Origin of the sequence: Nocardia sp. NPDC057663, assembly GCF_042799895.1 — a bacterium.
GTDB lineage: Bacteria > Actinomycetota > Actinomycetes > Mycobacteriales > Mycobacteriaceae > Nocardia.
Genome location: NZ_JBHVHX010000006.1, coordinates 130,832 through 157,606, shown reverse-complemented (window position 1 = coordinate 157,606; position 26,775 = coordinate 130,832). Strand labels below are relative to the sequence as shown.

23 protein-coding genes and 2 tRNA genes are annotated in these 26,775 nt (G+C 67.2%); 10 read left to right on the top strand and 15 right to left on the bottom strand.

From position 1 onward, the window contains the following. The first annotated feature begins 395 nt into the window (after nt 1–395). Nucleotides 396–1,979, top strand: coding sequence for a serine hydrolase (locus ACFVAV_RS16280; protein ID WP_379035640.1), 1,584 nt, complete (start codon nt 396–398; stop codon nt 1,977–1,979). Nucleotides 1,980–1,982: 3 nt separating this feature from the next. Here the strand turns inward: ACFVAV_RS16280 and ACFVAV_RS16275 are convergent, their stop codons facing one another. From ACFVAV_RS16275 to dnaA, 11 genes are all read right to left on the bottom strand, one after another. Then, a complete protein-coding gene (locus ACFVAV_RS16275; RefSeq protein WP_379035638.1) occupies nt 1,983–2,888 on the bottom strand; it encodes an acyl-CoA dehydrogenase family protein in 906 nt (301 codons plus the stop codon). Between the two features lie 5 nt (nt 2,889–2,893). Further along, nucleotides 2,894–2,966, bottom strand: a tRNA-Ala gene (locus ACFVAV_RS16270). Nucleotides 2,967–3,000: 34 nt separating this feature from the next. Further along, nucleotides 3,001–3,108, bottom strand: coding sequence for a DLW-39 family protein (locus ACFVAV_RS16265; RefSeq protein WP_211359241.1), 108 nt, complete (start codon nt 3,106–3,108; stop codon nt 3,001–3,003). Between the two features lie 29 nt (nt 3,109–3,137). Then, nucleotides 3,138–3,211, bottom strand: a tRNA-Ile gene (locus ACFVAV_RS16260). Nucleotides 3,212–3,347: 136 nt separating this feature from the next. Further along, nucleotides 3,348–4,364 (bottom strand): DUF3566 domain-containing protein, encoded by a 1,017-nt coding sequence (locus ACFVAV_RS16255; RefSeq protein ID WP_379035636.1) that lies wholly within the window; start codon nt 4,362–4,364, stop codon nt 3,348–3,350. A 39-nt stretch (nt 4,365–4,403) separates the two neighbouring features. Next, nucleotides 4,404–6,914 carry a DNA gyrase subunit A gene (gene gyrA, locus ACFVAV_RS16250; protein WP_379035634.1) on the bottom strand — a complete coding sequence of 837 codons (2,511 nt, stop codon included), beginning with the start codon at nt 6,912–6,914 and terminating at the stop codon, nt 4,404–4,406. Nucleotides 6,915–6,973: 59 nt separating this feature from the next. After that, a complete protein-coding gene (gene gyrB, locus ACFVAV_RS16245) occupies nt 6,974–9,007 on the bottom strand; it encodes a DNA topoisomerase (ATP-hydrolyzing) subunit B (RefSeq protein WP_379035632.1) in 2,034 nt (677 codons plus the stop codon). A 374-nt stretch (nt 9,008–9,381) separates the two neighbouring features. Next, complete coding sequence (locus ACFVAV_RS16240; protein WP_189031768.1) at nt 9,382–9,918, bottom strand: DUF721 family protein; 537 nt, start codon at nt 9,916–9,918, stop codon at nt 9,382–9,384. Nucleotides 9,919–10,057: 139 nt separating this feature from the next. Next, entirely contained in the window at nt 10,058–11,254 is a 1,197-nt protein-coding gene (recF, locus tag ACFVAV_RS16235) for a DNA replication/repair protein RecF (RefSeq protein ID WP_379035629.1), read from the bottom strand. 21 nt (nt 11,255–11,275) lie between these two features. After that, nucleotides 11,276–12,451 carry a DNA polymerase III subunit beta gene (dnaN, locus tag ACFVAV_RS16230; RefSeq protein ID WP_379035626.1) on the bottom strand — a complete coding sequence of 392 codons (1,176 nt, stop codon included), beginning with the start codon at nt 12,449–12,451 and terminating at the stop codon, nt 11,276–11,278. 783 nt (nt 12,452–13,234) lie between these two features. After that, nucleotides 13,235–15,433, bottom strand: a complete 2,199-nt coding sequence (gene dnaA, locus ACFVAV_RS16225) for a chromosomal replication initiator protein DnaA (protein ID WP_379035624.1) — start codon at nt 15,431–15,433, stop codon at nt 13,235–13,237. Between the two features lie 652 nt (nt 15,434–16,085). Between dnaA and rpmH the strand changes: the two genes are divergently transcribed. The 6 genes from rpmH to rsmG all read left to right on the top strand — a co-directional run bounded on the left by rpmH (nt 16,086) and on the right by rsmG (nt 19,440). Then, on the top strand, nt 16,086–16,229 hold the full coding sequence (gene rpmH / locus ACFVAV_RS16220; protein ID WP_071932098.1) for a 50S ribosomal protein L34: 144 nt from the start codon (nt 16,086–16,088) through the stop codon (nt 16,227–16,229). A gap of 22 nt (nt 16,230–16,251) precedes the next feature. After that, entirely contained in the window at nt 16,252–16,671 is a 420-nt protein-coding gene (gene rnpA / locus ACFVAV_RS16215) for a ribonuclease P protein component (RefSeq protein ID WP_379035622.1), read from the top strand. After that, nucleotides 16,668–16,967, top strand: coding sequence for a membrane protein insertion efficiency factor YidD (gene yidD, locus ACFVAV_RS16210; RefSeq protein ID WP_379035620.1), 300 nt, complete (start codon nt 16,668–16,670; stop codon nt 16,965–16,967). Before rnpA ends, yidD begins: the two co-directional genes overlap by 4 nt. A 4-nt stretch (nt 16,968–16,971) precedes the next feature. Beyond that, nucleotides 16,972–18,048, top strand: coding sequence for a membrane protein insertase YidC (gene yidC, locus ACFVAV_RS16205; protein WP_379035618.1), 1,077 nt, complete (start codon nt 16,972–16,974; stop codon nt 18,046–18,048). 25 nt (nt 18,049–18,073) lie between these two features. Then, the gene (locus ACFVAV_RS16200) at nt 18,074–18,610 is read left to right on the top strand and encodes a protein jag (RefSeq protein WP_379035616.1); all 537 of its coding nucleotides are present in this window, start codon (nt 18,074–18,076) and stop codon (nt 18,608–18,610) included. Nucleotides 18,611–18,699: 89 nt separating this feature from the next. Next, a complete protein-coding gene (rsmG, locus tag ACFVAV_RS16195) occupies nt 18,700–19,440 on the top strand; it encodes a 16S rRNA (guanine(527)-N(7))-methyltransferase RsmG (protein WP_379035614.1) in 741 nt (246 codons plus the stop codon). Between the two features lie 141 nt (nt 19,441–19,581). On the opposite strand, the gene ACFVAV_RS16190 is transcribed toward rsmG, so the two are convergent. Beyond that, complete coding sequence (locus tag ACFVAV_RS16190; RefSeq protein WP_379035611.1) at nt 19,582–20,775, bottom strand: phosphotransferase; 1,194 nt, start codon at nt 20,773–20,775, stop codon at nt 19,582–19,584. Nucleotides 20,776–21,077: 302 nt separating this feature from the next. Between ACFVAV_RS16190 and ACFVAV_RS16185 the strand changes: the two genes are divergently transcribed. The 3 genes from ACFVAV_RS16185 to ACFVAV_RS16175 all read left to right on the top strand — a co-directional run bounded on the left by ACFVAV_RS16185 (nt 21,078) and on the right by ACFVAV_RS16175 (nt 23,965). Then, a complete protein-coding gene (locus ACFVAV_RS16185) occupies nt 21,078–22,073 on the top strand; it encodes a ParA family protein (RefSeq protein WP_379035609.1) in 996 nt (331 codons plus the stop codon). A 31-nt stretch (nt 22,074–22,104) separates the two neighbouring features. Next, complete coding sequence (locus ACFVAV_RS16180) at nt 22,105–23,133, top strand: ParB/RepB/Spo0J family partition protein (RefSeq protein WP_379035607.1); 1,029 nt, start codon at nt 22,105–22,107, stop codon at nt 23,131–23,133. Nucleotides 23,134–23,239: 106 nt separating this feature from the next. Next, complete coding sequence (locus ACFVAV_RS16175) at nt 23,240–23,965, top strand: GNAT family N-acetyltransferase (RefSeq protein ID WP_379035942.1); 726 nt, start codon at nt 23,240–23,242, stop codon at nt 23,963–23,965. A 123-nt stretch (nt 23,966–24,088) separates the two neighbouring features. Here the strand turns inward: ACFVAV_RS16175 and ACFVAV_RS16170 are convergent, their stop codons facing one another. The 3 genes from ACFVAV_RS16170 to trxB form a co-directional block, all read right to left on the bottom strand. Further along, nucleotides 24,089–25,297 carry an N-acetylmuramoyl-L-alanine amidase gene (locus ACFVAV_RS16170; RefSeq protein ID WP_379035604.1) on the bottom strand — a complete coding sequence of 403 codons (1,209 nt, stop codon included), beginning with the start codon at nt 25,295–25,297 and terminating at the stop codon, nt 24,089–24,091. 118 nt (nt 25,298–25,415) lie between these two features. Then, entirely contained in the window at nt 25,416–25,748 is a 333-nt protein-coding gene (trxA, locus tag ACFVAV_RS16165) for a thioredoxin (protein WP_379035602.1), read from the bottom strand. A gap of 42 nt (nt 25,749–25,790) precedes the next feature. After that, a complete protein-coding gene (trxB, locus tag ACFVAV_RS16160) occupies nt 25,791–26,774 on the bottom strand; it encodes a thioredoxin-disulfide reductase (RefSeq protein WP_379035600.1) in 984 nt (327 codons plus the stop codon). Between the last annotated feature and the right edge of the window lies 1 nt (nt 26,775).

Below are 26,775 nucleotides of genomic sequence, written 5' to 3'. Positions count from 1 at the left end.
GAGAACCTGTTCACCGGCATTTTTCCGTAAAACGTTGCGTACCAGCATTTTCCACGCGCCGTAACACAATTGCCGGGTGCTCGGCCAGTGGATCCGCCGCCCACCACACCGCATGCGGGCGGCCACCCCGCCCACAGTCGCCGAAAAATTTCGGAAACTGGTTCGTTGCGCGTACACGAATTCCGCTCGTATCGCGTAGGATCGTTCACGTCGGCCCCTCCCCCCCGGGCCGACCCTACGCGGGCCTCGGCTAACTCCCCCCCTTCGCCGAGGCCCGCTCCCCATTTTCCGGCAAGGTGCAGCTCTGGCTACCGGTGAGTAACACCCGGTAGCCAGACCGTCACAGTCCAGCCACGTTCCCGCGATCACACCGCAACCGGGTCTATCGTCGCCCCATGGTGCCTGCCAAGGGTGCAATCGCAGCGCTGGTCGTGTCGATGGCTGTCGTGGTCGGCTGCGGCGGATCGCCCGGCGACGAGCACACCGCCACCACAACCACCACCACCGAACAGCTCCCACCGAACCAGGTCGCCGCGGTCGCGCTCCCCGACGACGCGGTCGACAAGGCCGTCGCGAAACTCGACGAGCTGGCGACGTCGCTGATGGACAGCAGCCGCATCCCCGGCATGGCCGTCGCCGTCGTACACGGTGGAAAGACCGTCTATGCCAAGGGCTTCGGTGTCCGCGAGGCGGGCGGTCAGGACAAGGTCGACGCCGACACCGTCTTCCAGCTGGCCTCGGTGTCGAAATCGGTGTCGGCCACCGTCGTCGCCCACCAGGTCGGCGCGGGCACGGTCGAGTGGGAAACGCCCGTGGTGTCGAAGCTGCCGTCGTTCGCGCTGGCCGACCCGGCCACCACCGCCCAGCTCACCATCGGCGACCTGTTCGCGCACCGCAGCGGCCTGCCCGACCACGCGGGCGACCGGCTGGAGGATCTCGGCTACGACCAGGACACCATCCTCGACAAGCTCCGCCTCGAGCCCCTCGACCCGTTCCGGATCACCTACCACTACACCAACTTCGGTCTGACAGCAGGCGCCGAGGCCGTCGCCGCCGCGGCGGGCACCGCGTGGGACCGGCTCTGCGCCGACACGCTGTACACCCCGCTCGGGATGTCGTCCACCAGTTCCCGCTTCGTCGACTTCCAGTCGCGCCCGAACCGCGCCGTCGGCCACGTGAACGTCGACGGCCAGTGGGTCGCCGAGTTCGTCCGCAACCCCGATCCCCAGTCTCCCGCGGGCGGGGTCAGCTCCTCGGTGAACGACATGGCCCGCTGGCTGGCGATGGTGCTCGGCAACGGTTCGTCGAACGGCACGACCATCGCCCCGCCGGAAGCGCTGCTGCCCGCGATCAGCCCGCAGGTGATCTCCGCACCGGCGTCCTCGCCTGCGGCACGGGCGGGCTTCTACGGGTTCGGCTTCAACGCGTCGACATCGTCCGCGGGCCGGACCGCCTACAGCCATTCCGGCGCGTTCGCGCTCGGCGCCGCCACGAACTTCCTGGCGATCCCGTCCGCCGACGTCGCGATCGTCGCCCTCACCAACGCCGCGCCGATCGGCGTGCCGGAGGCGCTGACCGCCGAGTTCGGCGATCTGGTGCAGTTCGGCGAGATCCGCGAGGACTGGCGCGGCATCTACCAGGCCGCGATCGCCCCCATCAACGATCCGGTGGGCGACCTGTCCGGCAAGTCCGCGCCGCCGAATCCGGCTGCCGCCCAGCCCCTACCGAGCTACGCGGGCACCTACGCCAACGAGTACTGGGGCCCGGCGACGATCTCCGAGGACGACGGCGCCCTGGTCCTCACCCTCGGCCCGGCCCAGCGCCGGTACCCGCTGCGGCACTGGGACGGCGACACCTTCGCCTTCGACCTGAGCGGCGAGAACGCACCGCCCGGCAGCGTCTCCTCGGCGATCTTCGACAACCGGACGCTCACCCTCGACTACTTCGACGAGAACGGCCTCGGGAAATTCACCCGGTGACGCTCACGCCTCGGCCACCGCACGCCAAGCCGCCGCGAGCCGCAGCGCCCTGACCTTGCCCGCGACCCCGAGCAGCGGCTCGTCGCGTTCCCACCGGCTCCTGACCTCGGGGTCGACCGTCTCCCACAGCGGCGCGAGGTCGGCGCGCAGGCGGGTCAGCCGCTCGAAGACGCCACCCAGCGCGATGTGGACACCGACCGAACCCGGATCCTCGGTACTCACGCCACGCACGGCCGCAAACAGGGCCAGCAGCTGTTCTACGGCCTCGGCGGGCCACTGTGCTTGCCGGGCAACCCGGACGAGCTGTCCGAGCACAGCGGCGACCACATGCAGATCTTCGACGGTGCGGAACGGCTTGAGGTAGTCGGTGTAACCGTCGCCGGGCAGCAGCTCGCCGGGCGCGGCGTCGAAAGTGACGGTGGCGTGCGGGATCTCCGGGGCGAACGGCAGCGCGGGCAAGGGTGTCACCACGGTGCCGGGCCCGGCCGGGACGAGCACCGCCCGCAGCTCGGCGCGACCGTCGGCCTGCTCGCCCGCACGGGCGATCACCAGGAAGCTGGTCGCGAACTCGCCGAGTGTGGCGAAGGATTTTGTGCCGGTGACGGTGCCGTCGGCGGTCACGGTGGTGGCCATCGACGACGGCTTGGCGCCGTTCGCCTCGGTCGCGCACATGGAGGTCAGCCCCTCGGGGCCGAGCGTGGGAACCAGCGCGTGCAGCGCTTCCTGATAGCCGCCGAGAAAGGCCGTACCTGTTCCGGCACTGTCGAATCCGGCGACAGCGGCGCGGTCGATCGAACCGGGGAAGGCGGTGCTGCGTGCGCGGTGGTGTGCCGCGATCGCGGCGATATCGGTCGAGCTGGACTCGACGGGAGCTGCGGTGAGCAGGAAATCGAAAACCGAGGAATTCACAGAAGTGGAGCCTAGGGGAATCGAACCCCTAACCCCTGCCTTGCAAAGGCAGTGCTCTGCCAATTGAGCTAAGGCCCCTTGCTGGCTTGGTGAAACCAGTTGGCAACCCGAATCAGCGGGTGGTGACCTCGCGCCAGAGATCTGCGTCATCGCGCTTGCGGAATTTGGTGATACCGATGAGAACCGCGATCACGACACCGACCGTGAGGACAATCTTCATGATTCCCACCCTACTGTGATGTACGGGAGTGGGCCTAGGAGGACTTGAACCTCCGACCTCTTCGTTATCAGCGAAGCGCTCTAACCGCCTGAGCTATAGGCCCGTACTCGTTTCGATCCCCTGCCGGAGCAGTGAACCGCAACGAGGAACGAGGTTACCCTACCCGGCCGGGGATAACCAAAACGGCCGGTCAAGCCCCTTTTGGCGGGGCTGACCGGCCGTCGTGGCAGAGCGTGTTTCTAGTCCGGATCGGCCAGGGTCACCTGGATGCCACCGACCAGATCGCAGCACTGGTTGTAGATGAACACACCGACCGTCGCCAGCGCGGTGAACAGCACCACGTTGATCAGGCCGATGACGCCGGCGTAGCCGAACACCGTGCCCGCGTCGATCAGGCTCGACGAACTGCCCTCCTGGTTCAGCATCTCGCCCAGCGAGTTGTCCAGGTTGTCCCACACGCCCATACCGGCGAGCACGATGTAGAGCAGACCGACGGCCAGCATCCACACGAAGAACAGCGCGACGCTGATCACCAGGGTGATCTTCAACGTCGACCACGGATCGATCCGGCGGATCTGCACCGTCGCGCGTAGCGGCTCACCCGACGCGGCGGCGGCGATGGCCACCGGCACCGCGGGCGAGACCGACACGGGGGCGGCCGCCCTGACACTCGGACCCTGCTGCGGCGGAATATGAGCCATCGGCAGGCCGGGCGGGACAGGCGGCGCGTCGGGCGTCGGGTGCCGCACCTCGGACAGGTCGGGCATGTCCTTGACCAGTTCCGGCCGGGCGATGCTGCGGGTCGGGCCGTCGATGCCGACGGACTTCACCATCGCCGCTTCCTTGCGGGCCGCCTTGGCCGCCAGGTCGGCCGTGGTGCGGGCGTTGGACGAGCCGCTGCCCTTCAGCCCACCCGACGGCGCAGGCGCTCCGGAGGACGGACGGCCCTGGCTCGGCGCCTCGCCCGGCCGGTACAGGTTCGACTGCGGCTCGCGCTGCGGCAGCTGCGCCCACCCGTCCGAGTAGGGCGACTTGCCCTTCCCGTTACCAGCGGGCGGCGTGGGTTCGGTACCCATCCGCACGGTCGACTGGTCGAACGATTCGCCCCCGGCGGCACCGGATTCCGGCGCTGCCGCACCCTCGGCCGGACCGCCCTGGCGAGGGATCGGCCGCGGCTGGATCGGAGACGAGGCAATCCGCTCGGTGACGCCGTTGGTCTGGTTCCGATCGTCGTTCGACTGATTCGGTGTGGTCAATGGAATCCTCAGATCCGTTCGTTGCCGCCGCTGGTTGGGTTATTGCTCCGAAGCCGCGTCGCCGGTGAGCTGATCGGGATCGGGCTCGTCGGCGTTGCGCGCGATCGCTAGCAAGGTATCGCCATCCGCGAGGTTCATCAATCGCACGCCCTTGGTCTGGCGTCCAGCTTTGCGAACTTGCTTGGCTGCGGTGCGGATGACACCACCGCTGGAAGTGATCGCGTACAACTCGTCCTCGTCGTCGACGATGAGCGCACCGACCAGGCTGCCACGCTTCGGGTCGTACTGGATTGTCAATACGCCTTTTCCGCCACGACCCTGCGCGGTGTACTCCTCGATCGCGGTGCGCTTGGCGTAGCCGCCCGCGGTCGCCACCAGCAGGTAGGTGTCCGGGCGAACCACGTTGAGCGAGAGCAGTTCGTCGTCGGCGTTGAAGCGCATGCCCTGCACACCGGAGGTGGCGCGGCCCATCGGGCGCAGCGCCTCGTCGGTCGCGGCGAACCGGATCGACTGACCGTGCGCCGACACCAGCAGCAGGTCGTCGTCGGACGAGCACAGCACCGCGCCGACCAGCTCGTCGTCGTCGCGCAGGTTCACCGCGACGATGCCGCCGGAGCGGTTGGAGTCGAAATCGGTGAGCTTGGATTTCTTCACCAGGCCCGCGCGTGTCGCGAGGACCAGGTACGGCGCGTCCTCGTAGGTCTTGAGCTGGATGATCTGGGCGATCTTCTCGTCCGGCTGGAATGCCAGCAGGTTCGCCACGTGCTGACCACGCGCGGTCCGGTTGGCCTCGGGCAGCTCGTAGGCCTTTGCCCGGTAGACCCGGCCCTTGTTGGTGAAGAACAGCAGCCAGTCGTGGGTCGAGGAGACGAAGAAGTGCTTGACGATGTCGTCCTGCTTGAGGCCGGCACCCTGCACACCCTTGCCGCCGCGCTTCTGCGACCGGTACAGGTCGGTCTTGGTGCGCTTGGCGTAGCCGGTCTCGGTGATCGTGACGACCACGTCCTCGCGGGCGATCAGGTCCTCGTCGGCGACGTCACCGTCGCTGGCGATGATCCTGGTCCTGCGGTCGTCGCCGTACTTCTCGACGATCTCGGCCAGCTCGTCGCGCACGATCGCGCGCTGCCGCTCCGGCTTCTCCAGGATGTCCTTGTAGTCGGCGATCTCGAGCTCGATCTTGGCCAGATCGTCGATGATCCGCTGCCGCTCCAGGGCCGAGAGCCGGCGCAGCTGCATGTCCAGGATCGCGGTCGACTGGATCTCGTCGATGTCGAGCAGCTGCATCAGGCCGGTGCGCGCGGTGTCGGTGTTGGCCGAACGGCGGATCAGCGCGATGACCTCGTCGAGCAGGTCGAGCGCCTTGACCAGGCCGCGCAGGATGTGAGCCCGCTCCTCGGCCTTGCGCAGCAGGTAGCGGGTGCGCCGGACGATGACTTCCAGCTGATGGTCGACGTAGTACCGGATCATCTGATCCAGGCGCAGCGTGCGCGGCACGCCGTCGACGATCGAGAGCATGTTCGCGCCGAAGCTGGTCTGCAGCTGGGTGTGCTTGTACAGGTTGTTCAGCACGACCTTGGCGACCGCGTCCCGCTTGACCGTCACCACGATGCGCATGCCGACCCGGTCGGAGGACTCGTCGTGGATATCGGAGATACCCGCGATCTTGCCGTCCTTGACCTGCTCGGCGATCGAGTTGATGAAGTTGTCGGTGTTGACCTGGTACGGCAGCTCGGTGATGACGATCTGGGTCTGGCCGCGGCTGCCCTCCTCGATCTCCACCACACCGCGCATGCGGATCGAACCGCGGCCGGTGGTGTAGGCGTCGTGGATGCCCTGGCTGCCGACGATCAGGCCGTGGGTCGGGAAGTCCGGGCCCTTGACCCGTTCCATGCACGCGGCGAGGGTGGTCTCCTCGTCGGCGTCGTAGTTCTCCAGCGCCCAGTAGATGGCCTCGGCCAGCTCGTTGAGGTTGTGCGGCGGGATGTTGGTCGCCATGCCGACCGCGATGCCGTTGCTGCCGTTCATCAGCAGGGCGGGCACGCGGGCGGGCAGCACGGTCGGCTCCTGCGAGCGACCGTCGTAGTTGGGGACGAAATCGACGGTCTCGCTGTCGATATCGCGCAGCATCTCCATCGCGAGCGGCGTCAGGCGGCACTCGGTGTATCGCATGGCGGCCGCGCCGTCGTTGCCGCGGGAACCGAAGTTGCCCTGGCCGTCGACCAGCGGGTAGCGCAGCGACCAGGGCTGCGCCATGCGCACGAGGGTGTCGTAGATCGACGAGTCGCCGTGCGGGTGGTAGTTACCCATGGTCTCGGCGACCGGACGCGCCGACTTCACGTAACCGCGGTCGGGCCGGTAGCCGTTGTCGTACATCGCGTAGAGCACGCGCCGGTGCACCGGCTTGAGGCCGTCGCGCACGTCGGGCAGCGCGCGGCCGACGATCACGCTCATCGCGTAATCGATGTAGCTGCTCTGCATTTCGTTCTGGATGTCGACCGGTTCGATCCGGTCGCCCGCACCACCGGAGGGCGGCAGCGTGGTCTCAGTCATCAAATCTCCTTCGAGGTCCTGACATGCTTCACGGGCGCGCGCTTACGGCGCTGCACCGGTTACACGTCGAGGAAGCGGACGTCCTTGGCATTGCGGGTGATGAAGCTGCGACGTGCCTCCACGTCTTCGCCCATGAGCACGGAGAACAGCTCGTCGGCCGCGGCCGCGTCGTCGAGCGTCACCTGACGAAGCACCCGCACCGCGGGGTCCATGGTGGTTTCCCACAGCTCCTTGGCATTCATCTCGCCCAGACCCTTGTAGCGCTGGACGCCGTCGTCCTTGTTGATCTTCTTGCCCGCGGCCAGGCCGGCCTCGAGCAGCGCGTCGCGCTCGCGGTCGGAGTAGGCGAACTCGGGCTCACTGCGCATCCACTTGAGCTTGTACAGCGGCGGCTGGGCCAGGTACACGTGACCGTGCTCGACCAGCGGGCGCATGAACCGGAACAGCAACGTGAGCAGCAGCGTCGCGATGTGCTGGCCGTCGACGTCGGCGTCGGCCATCAGGACGATCTTGTGGTAGCGCAGCTTCGCGATGTCGAACTCGTCGTGGATGCCGGTGCCGAACGCGGTGATGATCGACTGGACCTCGTTGTTCTTGAGGACGCGGTCGATGCGGGCCTTCTCGACGTTGATGATCTTGCCGCGCAGCGGCAGGATCGCCTGGTACATCGAGTCGCGGCCGGACTTGGCCGAGCCGCCTGCGGAGTCACCCTCGACGATGTAGATCTCGCACTTGCCCGGATCCTTGGAGCGGCAGTCGGCCAGCTTGCCGGGCAGCCCGCCCAGATCGGTGGCCGACTTGCGGCGCACCAGCTCACGCGCCTTACGGGCGGCCATGCGGGCCTGCGCCGAGGACACCGCCTTCTGCACGATGGTCTTCGCGTCGGCCGGGTTGGCCTCGAACCAGTGCTGCAGGTGCTCGTTGCAGGCGCGCTGCACGAAGGACTTGACCTCGGTGTTGCCCAGCTTGGTCTTGGTCTGGCCCTCGAACTGCGGCTCACCGACCTTGACGCTCACGATGGCGGCCAGGCCCTCGCGGATGTCGTCGCCGGTGAGGTTGCCGTCCTTCTCCTTGAGGAGCTTCTTCTCCTTGGCGTACTTGTTGACCACCGTGGTCAGCGCCGCGCGGAAGCCCTCTTCGTGGGTGCCGCCCTCATGGGTGTTGATCGTGTTGGCGAAGGTGTGGACCGACTCGGAGTAACCCGAGTTCCACTGCATCGCGACCTCGAGCTCGTGGCCGGTGCCCTTGCCGGTGAAGCCGACGACCGAGTTGTGGATGGCCGACTTGGTGCGGTTGATGTGGCGGACGAAGTCCACCAGGCCGCCCGGATAGTGGTAGGTGCGGGTCTTGACCTTGTGCTCGACCGGCTTGTCGACACCGTCTTCTGCGTGCCTGGGCGCCTCGGCGGTATCGCTGACGATCTCGTCGATGACGTCGGAGTCGCTGACCCGCTGGTCGGTCAGCGTGATGGTCAGGCCCTTGTTGAGGAAGGCCATCTCCTGCAGGCGACGCGCCACCGTCTCGAAGTTGTAGGTGGTGGTTTCGAAGATCTCCGGGTCGGCCCAGAACCGGATCGTCGTGCCGGTGCGCTGGGTCGCCTCGCCCTGGATCAGCTTGCCCGGCTTCGCGTCCTTGTAGATCTGGGTCCAGTGGTAGCCGTCGTTGTCGATCTCGGCTTCCAACTTGCTCGATAGGGCGTTGACCACCGAGATACCGACACCGTGCAGACCACCGGAGACAGCGTAGGAGTCGGAGTCGAACTTGCCGCCGGCGTGCAGCTGCGTCATGACGACCTCGACGGTCGGAATGCCCTGCGCGTGCATGCCGGTGGGGATGCCGCGGCCGTCGTCGACGACCTCCACACCACCGTCTTCCAGCAGCGTGACGTCGACCCGGGTCGCATAGCCGGCCATCGCCTCGTCGACCGAGTTGTCCACAACCTCCCAGATGAGGTGGTGCAGACCGCGTTCACCGGTGGAACCGATGTACATGCCAGGGCGCTTGCGCACCGCTTCCAGGCCTTCGAGGACCGTGATGGAGGAGGCACCGTAGCCCTGCTTGTTGCCCGATGCGTTGGAGTCGTTGGCAGCCACTTCTCGGTAGCTCTCCTTACTTGCTGATCCCTGTCGCAGCGATCGGGCAGCACGCGGACTGCACAAGCACGCGTCGAGGGTTCGCCGCTGGTTACGTCACCATCCTACTGGTAAGCCCAACTTACAGTGCACCTACGACACCCCTGACGCCGCCGTGAATGCAAGAAATCGGCCTACGGCGACAAACGTCCGCCTTCCGGAGATTTCCGCCCGCCAGAACTGGCGTGAGACTTGCATTCGACGGTTCCACGTGAAACGCGGTCGAGGCCTCTCGCCTCCGGTCCGAGTTATCCACAGGTTTTGTCCACATGTACAAAACTCCGGGGCCTGAGAGCAGCGCCGCCACAAGGCAACTCGCCCTGGTCACCGCCCGGCTACCCGTAGGTGTCGCGCGGACCACGCCCTTTGACGTGCCGCTCACCCTTGCGCCAGCTCGGCGCGGCAGGTCCGGTGATCCGCAGCTGAGTGACCACACCCTGACCCACCGCGGCATTGATCTTGGCCAGGATCTGCCCCTGCAACATGCGCAATTGGGTCGCCCACGCGGTGGACTCGGCGGCGATCTTGAGCACGCCGCCCTCCAGCGTCACGGGCGTGGCGTGTGAGGCGATGTCCTCACCGACCACGCTGGCCCAGCGACCGAACACCATGCCCTCGGCCACCTTGCCCGACCAGCCACGACTCTTCGCGATCGAGCCGGTCAGGGCCGACAACAGCTGGGGATCACGGGGATCGGGGCCTGCGCCGGACCAGCCGGTGCGCCTGCGTCCGCCCGCGCGCAGCTTGCGGACCGGGGACGCCCTGCCCTGGCCGACCGACTTACCGCTCGCCTTGGCCGCGGCTCGTGCCTCCTCCAGTGCGCGCCGGGCGAGGTCGATCCCGCGCAGCTCCGGTTCCGGCTCTTCGGTCACCTCGGTTCCGCCTTCCGGTGTCGATACTGGCCGAGTGCGGACCGAGTCTACGCCGGGGCGCCGACGGTCCTGTCGAGACCGATCCGGCATATGTCCAGCATGTTGCCGGTTTTCCACAGGCCGCTGTTGATAACTATCGCTATCTGTGCATATCTTCGGATTGTTCGGCCGGTTCGGTGACGATCAACGAGGTCCGCCGGTCGGCTTCGCCGGTGGTTTGCACCCGCAGCGGTTCGGCGGCGAGTTCGGCAGGCACATCCTCGGCCACCGCGGCGGTGATGAGCACCTGCTCCGCGCCGGCAGCGACCTCGGCCAGCGCGGTGCGCCTGCGCCGATCCAGTTCGGCGAACACGTCGTCGAGCAGCAGCACCGGCTCGGTGCCCGCACTGCGCAACAGTTCGAACGAGGCCAGCCGCAGCGCCAGCGCGAACGACCAGGACTCGCCGTGACTGGCGAATCCCTTGGCGGGCGCGCTGCCGAGCAGCAGCTCGAGGTCGTCGCGATGCGGGCCGACCAGGCATACTCCGCGCTCCAGCTCCCGGTTCCTGGCTGTGGACAACTCACGCAACACGATCTCGTGCAGTTGCTCCGCATCGTCGGCCGCCGGCTCCCTGGCCGGGTCGAGAAGTTCGGGCGGCAGATACCCCGATCGGTAAGCGATTGCCGCGGGCCGTGATTCGGGCGCGATCGACCGATAGGCCTGTGCCAGATACGGATACAGGTCGTGGACCAACCGCAATCGCTGCGCCAGCAGCACCGACGCGTGCTCGGCCAGATGCCCGTCCCACACGTCGAGCGTGCTCAGGTCGGCGCGGGAACGCACATGGCGCCCAGCGGTTTTCAACAGGGCCGAGCGTTGCCGCAGCACCTTGTCGTAGTCCGCGCGGACACCGGCCAGCCTGGGCAGCCGGGCTGTGCACAACTCGTCGAGGAACCGTCTGCGCTCCCCCGGATCGCCACGCACCAGCGCCAGATCCTCCGGCGCGAACAGCACGGTCTGCAGAATCCCCAGGATCTCCCGCGACCGGCGCACCGGCGAACGGTTGATCTGGGCCCGATTGGCGCTGCCCTGCTTGAGCTCGACGTCGACGCGCAGCTCGCGCCCCAGGTTGACCACGGTCGCGCCGATCCTGGCCTGCGTCGCGCCCATCCGGATCAGCGGCGCGTCGGCGGAGACCCGGTGCGAGCCGAGGGTCGCCAGATAGCCGATCGCTTCGAGCAGGTTGGTCTTGCCGTTGCCGTTCGCCCCCAACAGCACGGTGCGCCCTGGGGACAACTCGAGCTCGGCGTGTTCCCACGACCGGAAATCACGGACCGACAGCGCACGAATGAACATGCCGGGTTACGCGTGCGGGCCTCAGCCGGGCAGCCGGACCGGCATCAACAGGTAGATGTACTGGCTCTCCAGGGCCGCGAACGCACCGGACTCCAGCACCTTGGGCTCCTCGTCGGAGGCGGGCAGCAGGACGGCGGGACGGCTGGGCGTGGTGAAGCCGAAGGTGACCCGGTCGGTGTGCAGCGCCGACAGGCCTTCGGTCAGGTAGCCGGGGTTGAACGCGATGGTCAGCGGCTCACCGCGGAAATCGGCTTCCAGCCACTCCTCGGCGCGGCCCGCGTCGTCGCCACCCGCGGACAGCAGCACGCCGTCGGTGGAGAACTCCAGGCGCACCTGGGCACCGCGCTCGGCCACCAGGGCGACACGCTTGATCGCCTCGGACAGCGCGGCGACGGGCAGCGTGGCGATGGAGGTGTGCTCCTTGGGGAGCAACTGGCGGAACTTGGGGAATTCCGCGTCGAGCAGGCGGGTGGTGGTGCGGCGGCCCGCGTTGACGATGCCGAGCAGGCCGTCGGCCCCGCCACCGCTACCCAGCGAGAGCTGCACGGGCGCGTCGGTGGCGCCGAGGGTCTTGGCGGCTTCGGACAGCGTGCGCGCGGGGATGAGCACCGCGGTCTCGATGTCGGCGCGGGTGGGCTGCCACTGCAGGTGACGCACGGCGAGGCGGAAACGGTCGGTGGCGGCGAGCACCACGTCGTTGCCCTCGATCTCGACGCGGATGCCGGTGAGCATCGGAAGCGTGTCGTCGCGGCCCGCGGCGACGGCGACCTGGCCGACCGCCTCGGCGAACACGTCGACACCGAGCTCACCGGTCTGCTGCGGCACCTCGGGAAGCTGGGGATAGTCCTCGACCGGCATGGTGGGCAGGGAGAACTTGGCGCTACCGCAGGCGATGAGCACGCGGGTGCCGTCGACGGAGACATCGACCGGCTTGTTCGACAGCGCCTTGGTGATGTCGGCCAGCAGCCGGCCCGAGACCAGTACCTGGCCGGGACCGGCGACCTCGGCGGCCACCCGCATCTGCGCGGAGACCTCGTAGTCGAACCCGGAGACCGTCAGGCCGTTCTCGTCGGCCACCAGCAGCACACCGCCCAGCACAGGCACCGGAGGACGGGAGGGCAGACTGCGCGCCACCCAGGCCACCGACTCGGCGAAATCCTCTCGGGCGACCCGAAACTTCATGCTCGCAAGCTCCATCGCCCGATTTGTCCTCTCCGAGTTTCGAATCCGTGTGCGGGTGTGTTCAGCGGAGTTGAGGTGCTGCGTCGGCCGCGCACTGAGTCTCGCACAACAAGCCGACAACCAAACGGTACCCGGGCAGCGCGGGAAGTCCGCACCGACCCTCCCTGCCGATCGAGCGCTGCTGACCCGTCCCTCTTCTCCTTGCCGCTTGTGAGTGGAGCACCGACCGAGCCGAGCCTGTCCGACCGACTTTCCACACACCTTGTTTTGAAGAGATCTCTTCAAGAAATAGAACTGAAGTAGTAGTAGGCACTGTGGAATCTGTGGACTTCGACCGAATCCGCAGGTCAGCACGCACGTCGGCGTGGGGATGGCCGTGGGGTGTCTCGAGGATGAACCGAGGGCGGCTGTGGACGCCCGAAGTTGTCCCAATTCCATCCTCGAGTAGTCCTCGAGTTGTTCCACCGGATTCACCCTGTTGTTCACACGCAGGGGCAGGGTGGTGGCAACCAGGTGGATTCCTCGAGGACTCCACACGGATTCCTCGAGGAATCCACAGGGCCGATCCGGCAACGTCGCAGGTAGGCACGACCGTGGGGGTGTGAGTGGATCCGGCTGTGGACGATGTGGACAACTGCCTGTGAGCGAACACCCCCAGATCGCTCCCCAGCCCCTGTGCGCCGATCGGTGCACTACCGGTGGATTCCTCGAGGACTCCACAGGGATTCCTCGAGGAATCCACAGGGCAAAAAAGAACACCGCCCCAGGTCAGGGCGGTGTTCGAGGGTGTGGATGAAATCAGCGGGAGCGCTGTTTGATTCGGGCTGTGAGTTCTTGCACCTGGTCGTAGACGCGGCGCCGCTCGGTCATCTCCTTGCGCACTTTCTTCTCCGCGTACATCACCGTGGTGTGGTCGCGACCGAACGCCTGCCCGATCTTGGGCAGCGACAGGTCGGTGAGCTCACGGCACAGGTACATGGCGATCTGACGCGCCTGAGCGAGCGGCCGCGCCTTGCCGGGCCCGGTCAGCTCCTCGAGTGTCGTATTGAAGTACTCGGCGGTGACGGCCATGATCGTCGCCGCGTTGATCTCCAGCGCCGCGGTGTCGGGCATCAGATCGCGCAGCACCACCTCGGCCAGCGACAGATCCAGCGGCTGACCGTTGAGCGAGGCGAAGGCCGTCACCCGGATCAGCGCGCCTTCGAGCTCGCGGATATTGCGCTCCACCCGGCTGGCGATCAGCTCGAGCACGTCGTGCGGCACGTCGAGCCGGTCCATCCGCGCCTTCTTACGGAGGATCGCGATGCGGGTCTCCAGTTCGGGCGGCTGCACATCGGTGATCAGGCCCCACTCGAAGCGCGTCCGCAGCCGCTCCTCCAGGGTCGCCAGCTGCTTGGGCGGCCGGTCGGAGGACACCACGATCTGCTTGTTCGCGTTGTGCAGGGTGTTGAAGGTGTGGAAGAACTCCTCCTGGATGCCTTCCTTGCCCTCGATGAACTGGATGTCGTCGACCAGCAGGATGTCGGTCTCGCGGTAGCGCCGCTTGAACGCGACCTTGCGGTCGTCGCGCAGGCTGTTGATGAAGTCGTTGGTGAACTCCTCGGTGGAGACGTACTTCACCCGCATGCCGGGGAACAGCCGCTGGGCGTAGTGCCCGGCCGCGTGCAGCAGGTGCGTCTTGCCCAAACCCGAAGCGCCCCAGACGAACAGCGGGTTGTAGGCGCGCGCGGGCGCTTCCGCGATGGCGACCGCCGCGGCGTGCGCGAACCGGTTGGACGCACCGATGACGAAGGTCTCGAAGGTGTACTTGGCGTTCAAGCTCGCCGAGGACGACGCCTGCGGCGGCGCCTCGGGCGACTTGTTGAAGTAGGTCGGCCAGTTGTTGCGGGCGTCGACCACCGGCTCGTCGTCGGCGGGCTCGGCGCCCGGCGTGCCCGGCCGCAGCGGTTCCTGCGCGGGCTCGACGGTGGATTCCTCGGCTCGCGCGGCGATCGGCTCGTCCTGCTGGGGTCCGCGGCCCCGGCTCGGCGCGCGCTGCGGCGGCGGGTCGGGAGTGAACAGCGATTCCTGGCCGGGCGGGATGTGCTCACGCCGGGGCGAACCGGACTGCTCGCGCCGGGCGGGCGGTGCGGCGTCGGCCGGGCGCTGGTCCGGTCGGGCGCCACGGAACTCACCACGACCGCCGAACTCACCGTTGGCGAAGTCGGGTACCGGGTACGCCGCCGTCGGTTCGAAGTCGGTGCCGGGGAACTCGGCGCGCTCGGCCGGGAACTCCGGTGCCTGCCCGTAGTCCGGAGCGGGCGCGTACTCGGGCTGCTGCTGGTATTCCGGCTGCGGCTGATACTCGGGTTCGGGCTGCCGGTACTCCGGTTCGGCCTGGTACTCCCGATGACCGGCGTAGTCGGGGCGCTCGCCGTACTCGCCCGCCTGCGCGGGGTACTCGCGGCCGCCGTAACTGTTGCCGTAATCACCGGTGGGCGGATATTCCTGCCCGCCCTGGTACTCGTTGCCGTACTCGCCGTTGCCCGCGGGGTACTCGCCCGCGCCGTAGCGGGGACGGCCGTACTCACCGCGCGCGGCGTAGTCGGGAACACTGAAATCGGGACCGGGATAGCCGGACGGCGGGCGCACCTGCTCACGCGGACGCTCCGGTCGGCTCGTCATCCTGGCGTGCCGCGGCGAACCGCCCGCCCGCTCCCCCGCGGCCGGGCTCGGCGCGGCGATGCGGACGCCGAGTCCTTCGACCTGCGGACCGAGCCGGCGACCCAGCGAACGCAGGATCGGTTCCCGCAGATCGCGCTCGATCGCCTCCTGTGCCAGCGAGGACGGAACCGACAGCAACGCGAAGCCCTGGGCGACGGTGAGCGGTTTGACCAGTTTCAGCCAGGCCTGTTGCGCACGGCTGACCGCCGGAATGGCGCCGTCCGCCGACCCGGTGGTGAGCTCGGCAACCACCTCAGGCCATACGGTGGCCAGCACATTCTGCTCGTCGTCCATGCAGCGTCCTCCCCGGACCGGTTGTTGGGGCCCACGGCCGGGCGCACGCAAGCAACCACCTGTGATCAGGTGGAATCCAGTAATCCTGCGTACAACCGAAGCCGGTTCGAACGCCGTGCGGTCCCAGAATCTCCGAGTGCGGCGAGGGCACCGTCGGCCCTACGAATATGCCACTCCGGCCGTCTTTCCACACAATTATCCACAGATGTGGACAAACCTGGGGATAGAGGGAATCTGCCAGCGTCTGGCAGTGAACGGGGCTGGACCTGCGGTTCTTCAGCAATCCCCCGGCTACAGAGGGTAGCGGCCCCCGCCGCAGAAGGCCAGGGGTGTGGAGGAACTCACGAAAACTGCCCCGATGCGTCAGTGCGTCCCGGGCGTGTCGGCCCAGGTCGGCCCGCTCCCCGGCGGCTATCCGGGGTCCGGTAATCTGGACATCGTGCCTAGCGCACGTGCTTGGGGGCCGAGTTTGACCCTGCGTAGCGGTATCAGTACCCTCGTACAGTCACCCCTTGGCGCGGTGGCGGCTGTGTGCTGCACGTCGATCGCCAAGGCTTTCTGCGTGTAGACCGCGGTCCGCTGCGCAGACATCCGAATCATTGAACAGACTTCGGGCGCCGAACGGTGCCCACCAACTCGAGGAGTGTTGACCGTGGCCAAGGGCAAGCGGACGTTCCAGCCGAACAACCGTCGTCGGGCGCGCGTGCACGGCTTCCGCCTCCGGATGCGTACCCGTGCGGGTCGCGCCATCGTTTCGGCGCGTCGCCGTAAGGGCCGTTCCGAACTGACTGCCTGATCGCGCGTAGTCGGACGCTCGGGTGTTGCCTGAGCCGTATCGGTTGCACCACCGTGCCGAATTCTCCCGCACGGTGCGCCGCGGTCAGCGAATCGGGAGGCGAGATCTCGTCGTACACGCGCTTACGCACACGTACGACGATGTCGCCGCTGTCGATTCCCTGATCCGGGTAGGCGGTCCGCGGTTCGGGCTGATTGTGAGCAAGGCGGTGGGTAACGCGGTGGTTCGCCACCGGGTTACCCGCCGCCTGCGTCATATGTGCGCCCAGGTCGTCGACGAACTGCCGGCCGGTACCGATGTCGTGATCCGGGCGCTGCCCGGCGCGGCCACCGCCGACTCCGCCGAGTTGCTGCGCCAGCTGCGCACCGGCCTACGCAAGCTCGGTTTGCGTACTGCACCGGAGCCCGCGCTCGGTCGCACCCCGGCCGGTGAGCGGCGATGAGGATCCTTACCCGGCTCCCCGCGAACGCGCTGATCTTCCTGATCGAGCTGTACCGGACCTATGTCTCCCCCACTCGGATGCCGATCTGCCGGTTCACCCCCACCTGCAGTGAGTACGCGGTGACCGCCCTGCGCACCCGCGGGCTGCTCGTCGGATCGGCACTGACGGTCGTGCGCCTCGCGAAATGCGCGCCCTGGCACCCTGGAGGGTGGGATCCCGTGCCAGAGCGCGGGTCGAATGCCTGCACAAAGTCATCGCCCGCGCTGATCGGCGATACGAACGACGGGAGTACCTAGAGCCGTGCTCGACATCATCTATTGGCCGGTATCCGCAATTCTGTGGTTCTGGCACAAAGCGTTCGGCTTTGTGTTCGGAGCTGACAGCGGGCTCGCCTGGAGCCTTGCCATCGTCTTCCTTGTCTTCACGCTGCGGCTGGTGCTGTACAAGCCGTTCGTCAAGCAGGTGCGTACCACCAAGCAGATGCAGGAACTGCAGCCCCAGATCAAGGAGCTGCAGAAGAAGTACAAGAACGACCGCGAGACCATGGCGCGGGAGATGCAGAAGCTGCAGAAGGAGCACGGCTTCAACCCCCTCATGGGCTGTCTGCCGGTCCTGGTGCAGGTGCCGGTGTTCCTCGGTCTCTTCCACGTGCTGCGCTCGTTCAACCGCACCGGTCACGGCTTCGGCCAGCTGGGTATGTCCGCGTACGAGAACGCGCACACGCCGAACTACATCTTCAGCGCGACCGACGTGCAGTCGTTCCTGAGCGCCCGCATCTTCGGTGCGCCGATCGCTGCCTTCATCACCGCGCCGCAGAGCGAGCTGGAAGCCTTCGCCGAGTGGGGCGGCACGCCGACCAGACTGAGCATCGCGCTCGTCGCGATCCCGCTGATGGTGATCGCCGGTCTGGCGACCCACTTCAACGCGCGCGCCTCTGTACAGCGCCAGACGCCGGAGGCCGCCGCCAACCCGCAGGCCGCGATCATGAACAAGCTGTCGCTGTGGGTCTTCCCGCTCGGCGTGCTCGTCGGTGGCCCCTTCCTGATGATCGGCATCCTGCTCTACTGGGTGGCCAACAACATCTGGACCTACGGTCAGCAGCACCTCGTGTTCGGCCGCATGGAGAAGGAAGAGGAAGAGAAGAAGGCGAAGAAGCTGGAGCTGCGTGCGCAGAACGCGCCGAAGCCCGGCGCCAAGCCGGTCGACGTCCGCAAGAAGCAGGACGCCCCGGCCGAGGACACACAGTCGGCCAACGGCACCGCCGCGACCAACGGCACCGCCAAGCAGACCGCCAAGCAGGGTGGCGGTAAGCGCAGGCCCGGTGGGCAGCAGCGGCCGGGCAACCGTGGCCGTGCGAACCAGAAGCGTAAGCGCTGAGACGCGACCGGATAGAGGGAATCCAATGACTGTTGAGACCGAGACCGACGGAGGGGACGCGACTGTGTCGACGACTGCTGTTGACGTCGTGAACGACGCCGAAGAAGCGTTGATCGAAGAGGGTGAGATCGCGGGCGACTACCTCGAGCAGCTGCTGGACGTGCTCGACTTCGACGGCGATATCGACCTCGATGTCGAGGGCGACCGCGCCATCGTGAGCATCGACGGCGGCCGCGATCTGACCAAGCTCGTTGGACGCAACGGTGAAGTCCTCGACGCTCTGCAGGAGCTGACCCGGCTGGCCGTGCAGCAGGCGACCGGCGTTCGCAGCCGCCTGATGCTGGATGTGGCCGGCTGGCGCGCGCAGCGTCGCACCGATCTGAGCGAGCTCGGCGTCGCCGCCGCGAAGCGGGTGCTCGAGTCGGGCAAGCCAGAGGCGCTGTCCGCGATGACGCCCTTCGAGCGCAAGATCGTGCACGACGCTGTCGCCGATATCGAGGGCGTGGCGAGCGAGAGCGAAGGTGTCGAGCCGAATCGCCATGTGGTGGTAGTGCCCGAGTAGGCTGAGTCCGCCGCGACCATGAAAAGGCCTCCGGTCTCGGACCGGGGGCCTTATTCATGTCCTCTTGCGATCGACCACCACTCGGAAGGATGTTTCACGTGGAACGAGAACTGGGTGCGCTGTCCGCCGAGCTGGAACCGCCTGCCGCCGCCGCGCAGGTGTTCGGCGAGCGCCTGGACCTCGCCCGCCACTACTGCGCGGCCCTTGCCAGCGCAGGCGTGGTACGCGGCCTCATCGGCCCACGTGAAGTCCCCCGCCTCTGGGAGCGTCACATCCTCAACTGCGCCGTGATCGGCGAGCTGATCGAGGAGGGCGCTGCGGTTGTCGACATCGGCAGCGGCGCGGGACTCCCCGGCATTCCGCTGGCCATCGCCCGGCCGGATCTCCGCATCACGCTCGTGGAACCGCTGCTGCGCCGCACGGTCTTCCTGAGCGAGTTCATCGATGAGGCCGAGCTGAAGAATGTCACCGTCGTTCGTGGCCGTGCCGAGCAGTCCGGTGTCATCAAGGAGGCCGGCGGCGCGGATGTCGTCACCTCGCGCGCGGTCGCCCCGCTCGCCAAGCTCGCGCACTGGTCGCTCCCCCTGCTCCGCGACCACGGCCGGATGCTCGCCCTCAAGGGAACGAGTGCCGCCGAGGAACTCGAGCGTGATGGTGCCGAACTGATTCGCGACGGCGCCACCGATCTCCGGGTCGTCGGCTGCGGCGCCGGGATCGTCGAAGTCCCGACCCTCGTGATCAGTGCCGAACTACTCCCCCGCGCCGAGCGCCCGACCCGTCGTGCGAGCCGGAAGGCTGCCGGTGCGGAGAAGAAAGCGCGGAAGCAGTAATTCCACTTTCGTAACGTGACGAAAGTGGCCGAGGGTGGTTGCCTACGGCCGAACCGGACCGAATTTCGAGAGTTCCGGCGGAGTGTCGCAAGCCGCTCCCTGAAGTGTTTCACGTGGAACGTGGAACACGCAGTGACGGGATCATCGACGGTTGGCGTAGGCGATTGCCTTGCGGATTTCACCAGCCGGATCGCCCTCGTGATAGATCCGCTCACTCGGCTCGATCCCGTCGAGGAATTCTTGATAGCGGTGCGCGTAGCTGAGTCGCATCAGTGGCTCGGCACATAGCAGGGCGCGATGTGGATCGCTGTCCGGGATCGCGTGCCGCCACGCGTCGATCCACGCCGCCCGGGAGCGGCGAGTGAGATCGGCCGACAGGAAGATCGCGGGACGGAATCCGTCGATCGCGGGGTGCCCGTGGTGGGCGTCGGCGAAGTCGAGGATGGACAGCTGGTCCCCCGCTACCCGGCAGTTGTCGGGGGTGAAGTCGCCGTGGACGACGGTCGTCGGGAGCCCGCACGATTCGAGATCGCCGATGAGCGACGGCAGCCGATCGAGGTAGCTGTGCGCGGCTTGCAAATCCGCCGGGGACAGCTGGCTCCCGGCGTCCCCTTCGAGCAGTTCCGCGGTGGTGGTGCGGAGAGTGGCCGGGGTGCGGTCCGGGAGGAAGGCCGGGACCGGTCGGTGATGAACGGCTTCGGCCCACCGGCGCACGAGACGGTCGAGGAGATCGGGCCGAATCGTCCGGCAGTGGGTTCCGGGAAGATGAGTGCTGATCATCCAGCCCGGGCGTCGCGCAATGACTCTCGCTGTGAGGGTGGGGTCGGCGAGCCAGGTGACGGTGTCGGGTTCGGTCTGCGCGAAGGCGGGTAGTCCCTTGAGCCAGACCGGGCCGTCGGCGGTCGGTATCCGGAAGACCGCGGCGAGGTTCCAGGACTTCACCTGCTCGGGTTGTCCCGTTGCGCCGACGGTTTCGCACGCCCATGCCAGCGCGTCCCGTAGCGTCGCCGAGATGGCCCACGGTGACCGGAGCGGATGCTGGTCGAAGAGTTCGGCTTCGTTGACCGCTGCCGGTTCCAGTGCGGCGGCCGGACATTCGAGTGCCTCGGCGTGGTAGGTGACGATGCCGCCGCAGGCGCCGTCGTCGTGGTCCCGTTGCACCGACAGGAGTCGCAGCACCACCGTCGGCACCCCGAGTATCGCGGTGAGGCGCCGGCACACCGGCAACGTGTCGTACCACGCCGATGACTCAGGGGTGGTGAAAGCCGGTGCCTCGCCGAGGATCCGTTCGCCGTGGGTGACGACCGCGCGGACTGTTCTGACGGCTGGTGTCATGGGTCGAGTGTCGGGCCGGAAGGTTCGATCGTCCATCCGTTTTCGGCGCGACCACTCCCCCGTGTTTCCCGTGAAACATCGCTCCGGAAACCAATTTGCGCGAACTTGGGTGTGTCCTTCCCGGCGTGCCGCGATTCAGCTTTCCTAACGGTCGCGGGGCTGGCAAGCTGTTCACAGTCGGGCGTGCGCGCCGGGAGCCACCGCGGATGTGGCCGGACGCCCCCGAATTTGTTTGTGATGACACGGCGCCGACGCTCGGTCGGGAGTACGTGATCTGAAGTTTCTCGGGTTAGGAGCAGTCTATGTCGAGCGGTCCGGCGAATGTTTCACGGGAAACAGCGTCGCGGGTCCCGGGGATGCTGGATTCCAGCAGCTTCGACGCGGAGACGTTCGGGAACACTCCTTTCGGGAATATCTCCCCGGCCGAGACCCCGATCGCGGCGGAAGCGCAACGCGCCAGCCAGATTCTGCATCCAGGAAAGGTCACTGTGCCGAAACCCCGCGAGCAACGGATCATCACCATCGCCAACCAGAAGGGCGGCGTCGGTAAAACGACGACGACGGTCAATCTCGCTGCGGCACTAGCGCACCAGGGCATGACGGTGCTTGTCGTCGATCTCGATCCGCAGGGCAACGCGAGCACGGCGCTGGGCGTCGCGCATCACTCCGGGGTCCCCTCCAGCTACGAGCTGTTGATCGGTGAAGTCGCCGTCAAGGACGCGATCCAGCAGAGCCCGCACAGCGAACGGCTGCTGTGCGTTCCGGCGACGATCGACCTCGCCGGCGCCGAGATCGAACTGGTTTCGATGGTCGCCCGGGAGGGCCGACTGAAGACCGCGATCCACGAGGCGGCCATCGCCGGCTATGACATCGATTACGTCCTGATCGACTGCCCGCCCTCCCTCGGGCTGCTCACCGTCAATGCGCTCGTGGCGGCCAAGGAGGTGCTGATCCCGATCCAGTGCGAGTACTACGCGCTGGAGGGCGTCGGCCAGTTGCTCCGCAACATCGGGCTGGTGCAGGCGCACCTCAACCCCCAACTCCACGTCTCGACTGTGCTGCTGACGATGTACGACGGCCGCACCAAGCTGGCCGACCAGGTGGCCGAGGAAGTGCGCAACCACTTCGGCGACGTCGTGCTCAAGTCGATGATCCCGCGCAGCGTGAAGGTCTCGGAGGCACCGGGCTACGGCATGACCGTGCTCGATTATGATCCAGGCTCCCGCGGTGCGATGAGCTACCTGGACGCGGGGCGCGAGCTCGCCGCCCGCGCCCAGCTTCGCCAGGACGCGTCGTAGTGAGTTGGAACGAGGAAGGGATCGGTAGCCGATGAGTCAGGCGAAAAAGGGCGGTCTCGGGCGCGGGTTGGCCGCGCTGATCCCGACGGGTCCGGCAGCGACGGCGCCGGGTCTCAGCAGTGCCGCGGCGAGCGTGATCGGGATCAACCCGATCGGCCCGCAGCCGGCCGAGGCGTTCCTGCATCGCGTTCCCGATGCCGAACCCGAGCCCGAGGAAGACCTCGTCTCCCCCGGCGGCGCGGTCTACCGCGAGGTGCCGGCCGAGCAGATCGAGCCGAACCCGAAGCAGCCGCGTCAGGTTTTCGAGGAAGAGGCACTGGCGGAGCTGGTGCACTCGATCCGCGAGTTCGGACTGATGCAGCCGATCGTGGTGCGTCGCGTCGAACCGGGCGTCGACAAGTTCCAGTTGGTCATGGGCGAGCGCCGGTGGCGCGCGTGCCAGGAAGCCGGACTGGCGACCATCCCCGCGATCATCCGCGACACCGACGACGGCGCGATGCTGCGCGACGCACTGCTGGAGAACATCCACCGCGTACAGCTGAACCCGCTCGAAGAGGCTGCCGCCTATCAGCAGCTGCTCGAGGAATTCGACGTCACCCACGAGGAATTGGCCACGCGAATCGGTCGCTCCCGGCCGGTGGTGACGAATATGATCCGACTGCTGAAGCTGCCGATCCCGGTGCAGCGTCGAGTCGCCGCCGGGGTGCTCTCGGCCGGCCACGCCAGGGCGCTCCTCGGCCTGGATGCCGGTGCCGACGCGCAGGAAGTGCTGGCGGCGCGGATCGTCGCCGAGGGACTGTCGGTCCGGGCCACCGAGGAAGCGGTGACACTCGCGAACCGCAATCCGTCGGAGGTCGCTCCCCCGGCGCCGAAACGTAAGCCGATCCACATGCCGGGCCTGCAGGAAGTGGCCGAACGGTTGTCGGGTTCCTACGACACCCGGGTCACGGTCAGCCTCGGAAAGCGTAAAGGCAAGATCGTTGTCGAGTTCGGTTCCGTCGAAGATCTCGAGCGCATTGTGGCGTTGATGGAGCAAATCGGCCCTGAAACGTCACTGTGACGGGGCACTCCCAGTCTTTCTACATAATTGAAAGAGGCGGCATTACTGTGGATAGTGATGTGGCGTGAGCGTGGATGAATCGGACAGCTGGAGGCTGAGCAGAGCGGTGTCGACCAGCGTCACAGCACTGACCCTCGATCGACTCGATCAGCTCCCGGCACACACCCGGCGGTGTGTGTTCTGGGAGCTCGATCCGGCCGTCGCTGCCGACTCACACGCCTTCAGCGATCCGGTCTTCGAGAAGGAAGCCTGGCTCTCGACCGTGATGCTCGAATGGGGCTCGTGCGGTCAGCTGGCGCATGTCGACAACAACATCGCCGGCTGCGCGCTGTACTCGCCCCCGAGTGCCGTGCCGCGGTCGACCCTGTTCCCCACCTCCCCTGTGAGCCCGGATGCGGTCCTGCTGACCACGCTACAGGCCGAATTCCCCTATGAGGAGGCCGATGTAGCCCATCGGCTGATTCAGGGCGTGGTGGCCGATCTGGTGCGTCGTGGTGTGCGCGCGATCGAGGCGTTCGGCATTCGCAACGGTCCGGCGAGCAGCTCGCTGGCCGATCGCGGTCTCGGATCGTCGATGCGGTTGATGGAACGGATCGCGGCGCCGCTGCGGGATCCGGCCGCCGCGACCCACTGCACCCCCGAAACCTGCATGATCGACGCCGACTTCCTCACCGAGGTCGGTTTCGAAGTGGTGGCCCCGCATCACCGCTTCCCCCGGCTGCGCCTGGAGCTGAATTCCGACCACGGCTGGAAGGAAGACGTCGAGCGCGCCCTCGACCAACTACTTGCGGCGGCGTCGATGGCACCGCCGACCCGCGTCGGAGCGTCCTGAACCCAAACGAAAAGCGGCCCCGCGCAAACACGGGGCCGCTTTCGATTTCGCGAGTACATGGGTAACTCACCGGGAACGGGCTGACGCGACTACCCGTCGGCCGCCCGGCGAAATTCTGCGTACCTAGATCTGGCCAGAATTCTCGGGGAGGCGGATCGCGTTGCCCGACTCAGCAGCGGCCAGCTCTTCGGCGAGCAGTTCGGCGAAGGTGTACGTGCCGGTGGGCTGATCGTCCTGGCCGAGCAGGTACAGCCGCTTCACCGAGATGAGGATGGCTTCGGCGATCACGTCGCGCATGCGCGGGTTGGTGAGCACCGAGGCGTCGTATTCGTTGGTGAGATAGCCGAGGTCGACCTGCACCGTCGGCATCTTGGTGAGCCGCAGCAGATCCCAGGTGCGCTGATGGGTCCGGCAGTCCTGCACCGAGGTCCGGGCGACCACCTCGCGCTGGATGAAGCCGGCCAGCACCTGGCCGATCATCGACACCGAGCCGTGCGAGTTGCCGAAGTAGAAACCGGCGACGCCCTTGGCGGACGGGTTGTCGCTGGTGGCGCAGCGCAGCGAGATCATCAGGTCGGCATCGAAGGCGTTGGAGGTGTCCGCGCGTTCGGCATCGGTGGGGTTGGCGCCCCACGGCCGGGACAGGAACGTCTCCATGCCGGTGGCGGCCATCCGGCCCTCGAGCCGGGACGCCAGATCCCAGAGGATCTCCGACTCGTAGACGTCACCGAACTCGGTGGGCACCGCGAAACCCTTGTCGGCGCCGCCGAATCCGGGATCGATGACGATCCGCTTGCCGGTGAGCTGCGGGCCCGCCCGGTGCACCACCTCTTCCTCGGCGATCCGATGTGGGTTGCCGCCGGTGACGCGCGCGCCGAGCAGATCCAGCGAACGCAACGTGTCGGGACCGCAGATACCGTCGGCGGACAGGCCGATCTCGCGCTGGAACGCGCTGAGCCCGTCGTGGGTGTGCGGACCGAAGTAGCCGTCGACCCGGTGCACGTAGAAGCCGAGGTCCTGCAGCTTGCGCTGCAGGGTGGCCACGTCGTCACCGTAGAGCGGTGCGGACAGCTGGTAGATCAGCGTGCGGGCACCCAGGCGGTAGGAGGCCTCCTTCAGCGCGCGATAGGTCGCCGGACCGACGATCCCGTCGACGAGTAGACCGCGCTGCTGCTGGAACGCGCGAACCGCCGAGTCGAGCGGGCGGTCGAACTCCGCGTCGGTGTCCTTCCAGTAATCGCCGTGCTGGGGATGCAGGAAGCCGAGGCTTGCGAGGGTGCTCCGAACCTCTGCGACGGCTGGTCCTGAATCGCCGTGACGAAGTCGGTGCATGCGTAAGAGCCCTTTCTTCGGCCGGAGCGTCGCCTCGATTGTCTCAGACCCGGGCCGTATTACGGGAATCCCGGGTCCAGGCATCCTACGGCGCGTCGGCCGGTCGGAGGTGCTTTTGTCAGATCCAGCTGTCGAGTTCGCGCAGCAGGGCCGCCTTGCCCTTGGCGCCGACGATCTGCTTCACGGGCTTGCCGCCCTGGAACAGGATCATCGTCGGCAGGGACAGGATCTGGTAATCGCGGGCGGCGCCGGGGTTGGCCTCGGTGTCGAGCTTCGCGATCGTCAGCTTGTCGGCGTGGGTGCCCGCGATCTCCTCCAGCACGGGGGCGACCATCTTGCACGGACCGCACCAGTCTGCCCAGAAGTCGACCAGCACCGGCTTCTCGCTGAGCAGGACGTCATCGGCGAAGGACTGGTCGGTGACGGTGATGGTGTTGGCGCTCTCGGCCATGGGTGTACTCCTAGCTGGGGGTGGAACTAGACGTGCTCGAAATCAGTTGGTGGAGACTGCCGAGCCGTCGGCGTTTTCGAGGGTGTTGGCGGTGATGTCGCCCTGCTCGGCGAGCCAGCGCTCGGCGTCGATCGCGGCGCGGCAGCCGGTGCCGGCGGCGGTGATCGCCTGCCGGTAGGTGTGGTCGACCAGGTCGCCCGCGGCGAACACGCCTGCCACGTCGGTGGCGGTGCCCGGCTCGGTCACCTGCACATAGCCTTCGCCGTCGAGCGCGATCTGGCCCTTGACCAGTTCGCTGCGCGGGTCGTGGCCGATGGCGACGAACAGGCCGGTGGCGGCGAGCTCGGACTCCTCGCCGGTGCGGGTGTCGCGCAGGGTGAGGCTGGACACGCTGTTCTCGCCGTTGACCTTCACCACTTCGGCGTTGAGGCGGAACTTGATCTTCTCGTTGGCCTTGGCGCGCTCGAGCATGATCCGCGAGGCGCGGAACTCCTCGCGCCGGTGCACGACGGTGACGCTGGCCGCGAACTTGGTGAGGAAGGTCGCTTCCTCCATGGCCGAGTCGCCGCCGCCGACCACCACGATGTCCTGGCCCTTGAAGAAGAAGCCGTCGCAGGTGGCGCAGGCGCTCACGCCGCGGCCGAGCAGCTCCTGCTCACCCGGCACGTGCAGGTAGCGGGCGGCCGAGCCCATGGCGAGGACGATGGCGTAGGCCTCGAAGGTCTCGTCGCCGACGGTCACCTTCTTGATGGGGCCGGACAGGTCGATCGCGTCGACGTCCTCGGTGCGCAGGTCGGCGCCGAAACGCTTGGCCTGCTCGCGCATCTGCTCCATCAGGTCGGGACCCATGATGCCTTCGCGGAAACCGGGGAAGTTCTCCACCTCGGTGGTGGTCATCAGGGCGCCACCGAACTGGGTGCCCTCGAAGACGAGCGGCTGTAGTTCCGCGCGAGCGGCGTAGACGGCTGCCGTGTAACCGGCGGGTCCTGAGCCGACGATGATCAGGTCGCGAACTGGCGTGCTCATG

Coding starts and splice junctions, on each gene's coding strand:
- ACFVAV_RS16280 (WP_379035640.1), top strand. CDS start 396: ATGGTGCCTGCCAAGGGTGCAATCGCAGCGCTGGTCGTGTCGATGGCT.
- ACFVAV_RS16265 (WP_211359241.1), bottom strand. CDS start 3,108: ATGAAGATTGTCCTCACGGTCGGTGTCGTGATCGCGGTTCTCATCGGT.
- gyrA (WP_379035634.1), bottom strand. CDS start 6,914: ATGACTGAGACCACGCTGCCGCCCTCCGGTGGTGCGGGCGACCGGATC.
- recF (WP_379035629.1), bottom strand. CDS start 11,254: ATGTTCATTCGTGCGCTGTCGGTCCGTGATTTCCGGTCGTGGGAACAC.
- dnaN (WP_379035626.1), bottom strand. CDS start 12,451: ATGGAGCTTGCGAGCATGAAGTTTCGGGTCGCCCGAGAGGATTTCGCC.
- dnaA (WP_379035624.1), bottom strand. CDS start 15,433: ATGGACGACGAGCAGAATGTGCTGGCCACCGTATGGCCTGAGGTGGTT.
- yidD (WP_379035620.1), top strand. CDS start 16,668: ATGAGGATCCTTACCCGGCTCCCCGCGAACGCGCTGATCTTCCTGATC.
- ACFVAV_RS16200 (WP_379035616.1), top strand. CDS start 18,074: ATGACTGTTGAGACCGAGACCGACGGAGGGGACGCGACTGTGTCGACG.
- rsmG (WP_379035614.1), top strand. CDS start 18,700: ATGTTTCACGTGGAACGAGAACTGGGTGCGCTGTCCGCCGAGCTGGAA.
- ACFVAV_RS16190 (WP_379035611.1), bottom strand. CDS start 20,775: ATGACACCAGCCGTCAGAACAGTCCGCGCGGTCGTCACCCACGGCGAA.
- ACFVAV_RS16185 (WP_379035609.1), top strand. CDS start 21,078: ATGTCGAGCGGTCCGGCGAATGTTTCACGGGAAACAGCGTCGCGGGTC.
- ACFVAV_RS16180 (WP_379035607.1), top strand. CDS start 22,105: ATGAGTCAGGCGAAAAAGGGCGGTCTCGGGCGCGGGTTGGCCGCGCTG.
- ACFVAV_RS16170 (WP_379035604.1), bottom strand. CDS start 25,297: ATGCACCGACTTCGTCACGGCGATTCAGGACCAGCCGTCGCAGAGGTT.
- trxA (WP_379035602.1), bottom strand. CDS start 25,748: ATGGCCGAGAGCGCCAACACCATCACCGTCACCGACCAGTCCTTCGCC.
- trxB (WP_379035600.1), bottom strand. CDS start 26,774: ATGAGCACGCCAGTTCGCGACCTGATCATCGTCGGCTCAGGACCCGCC.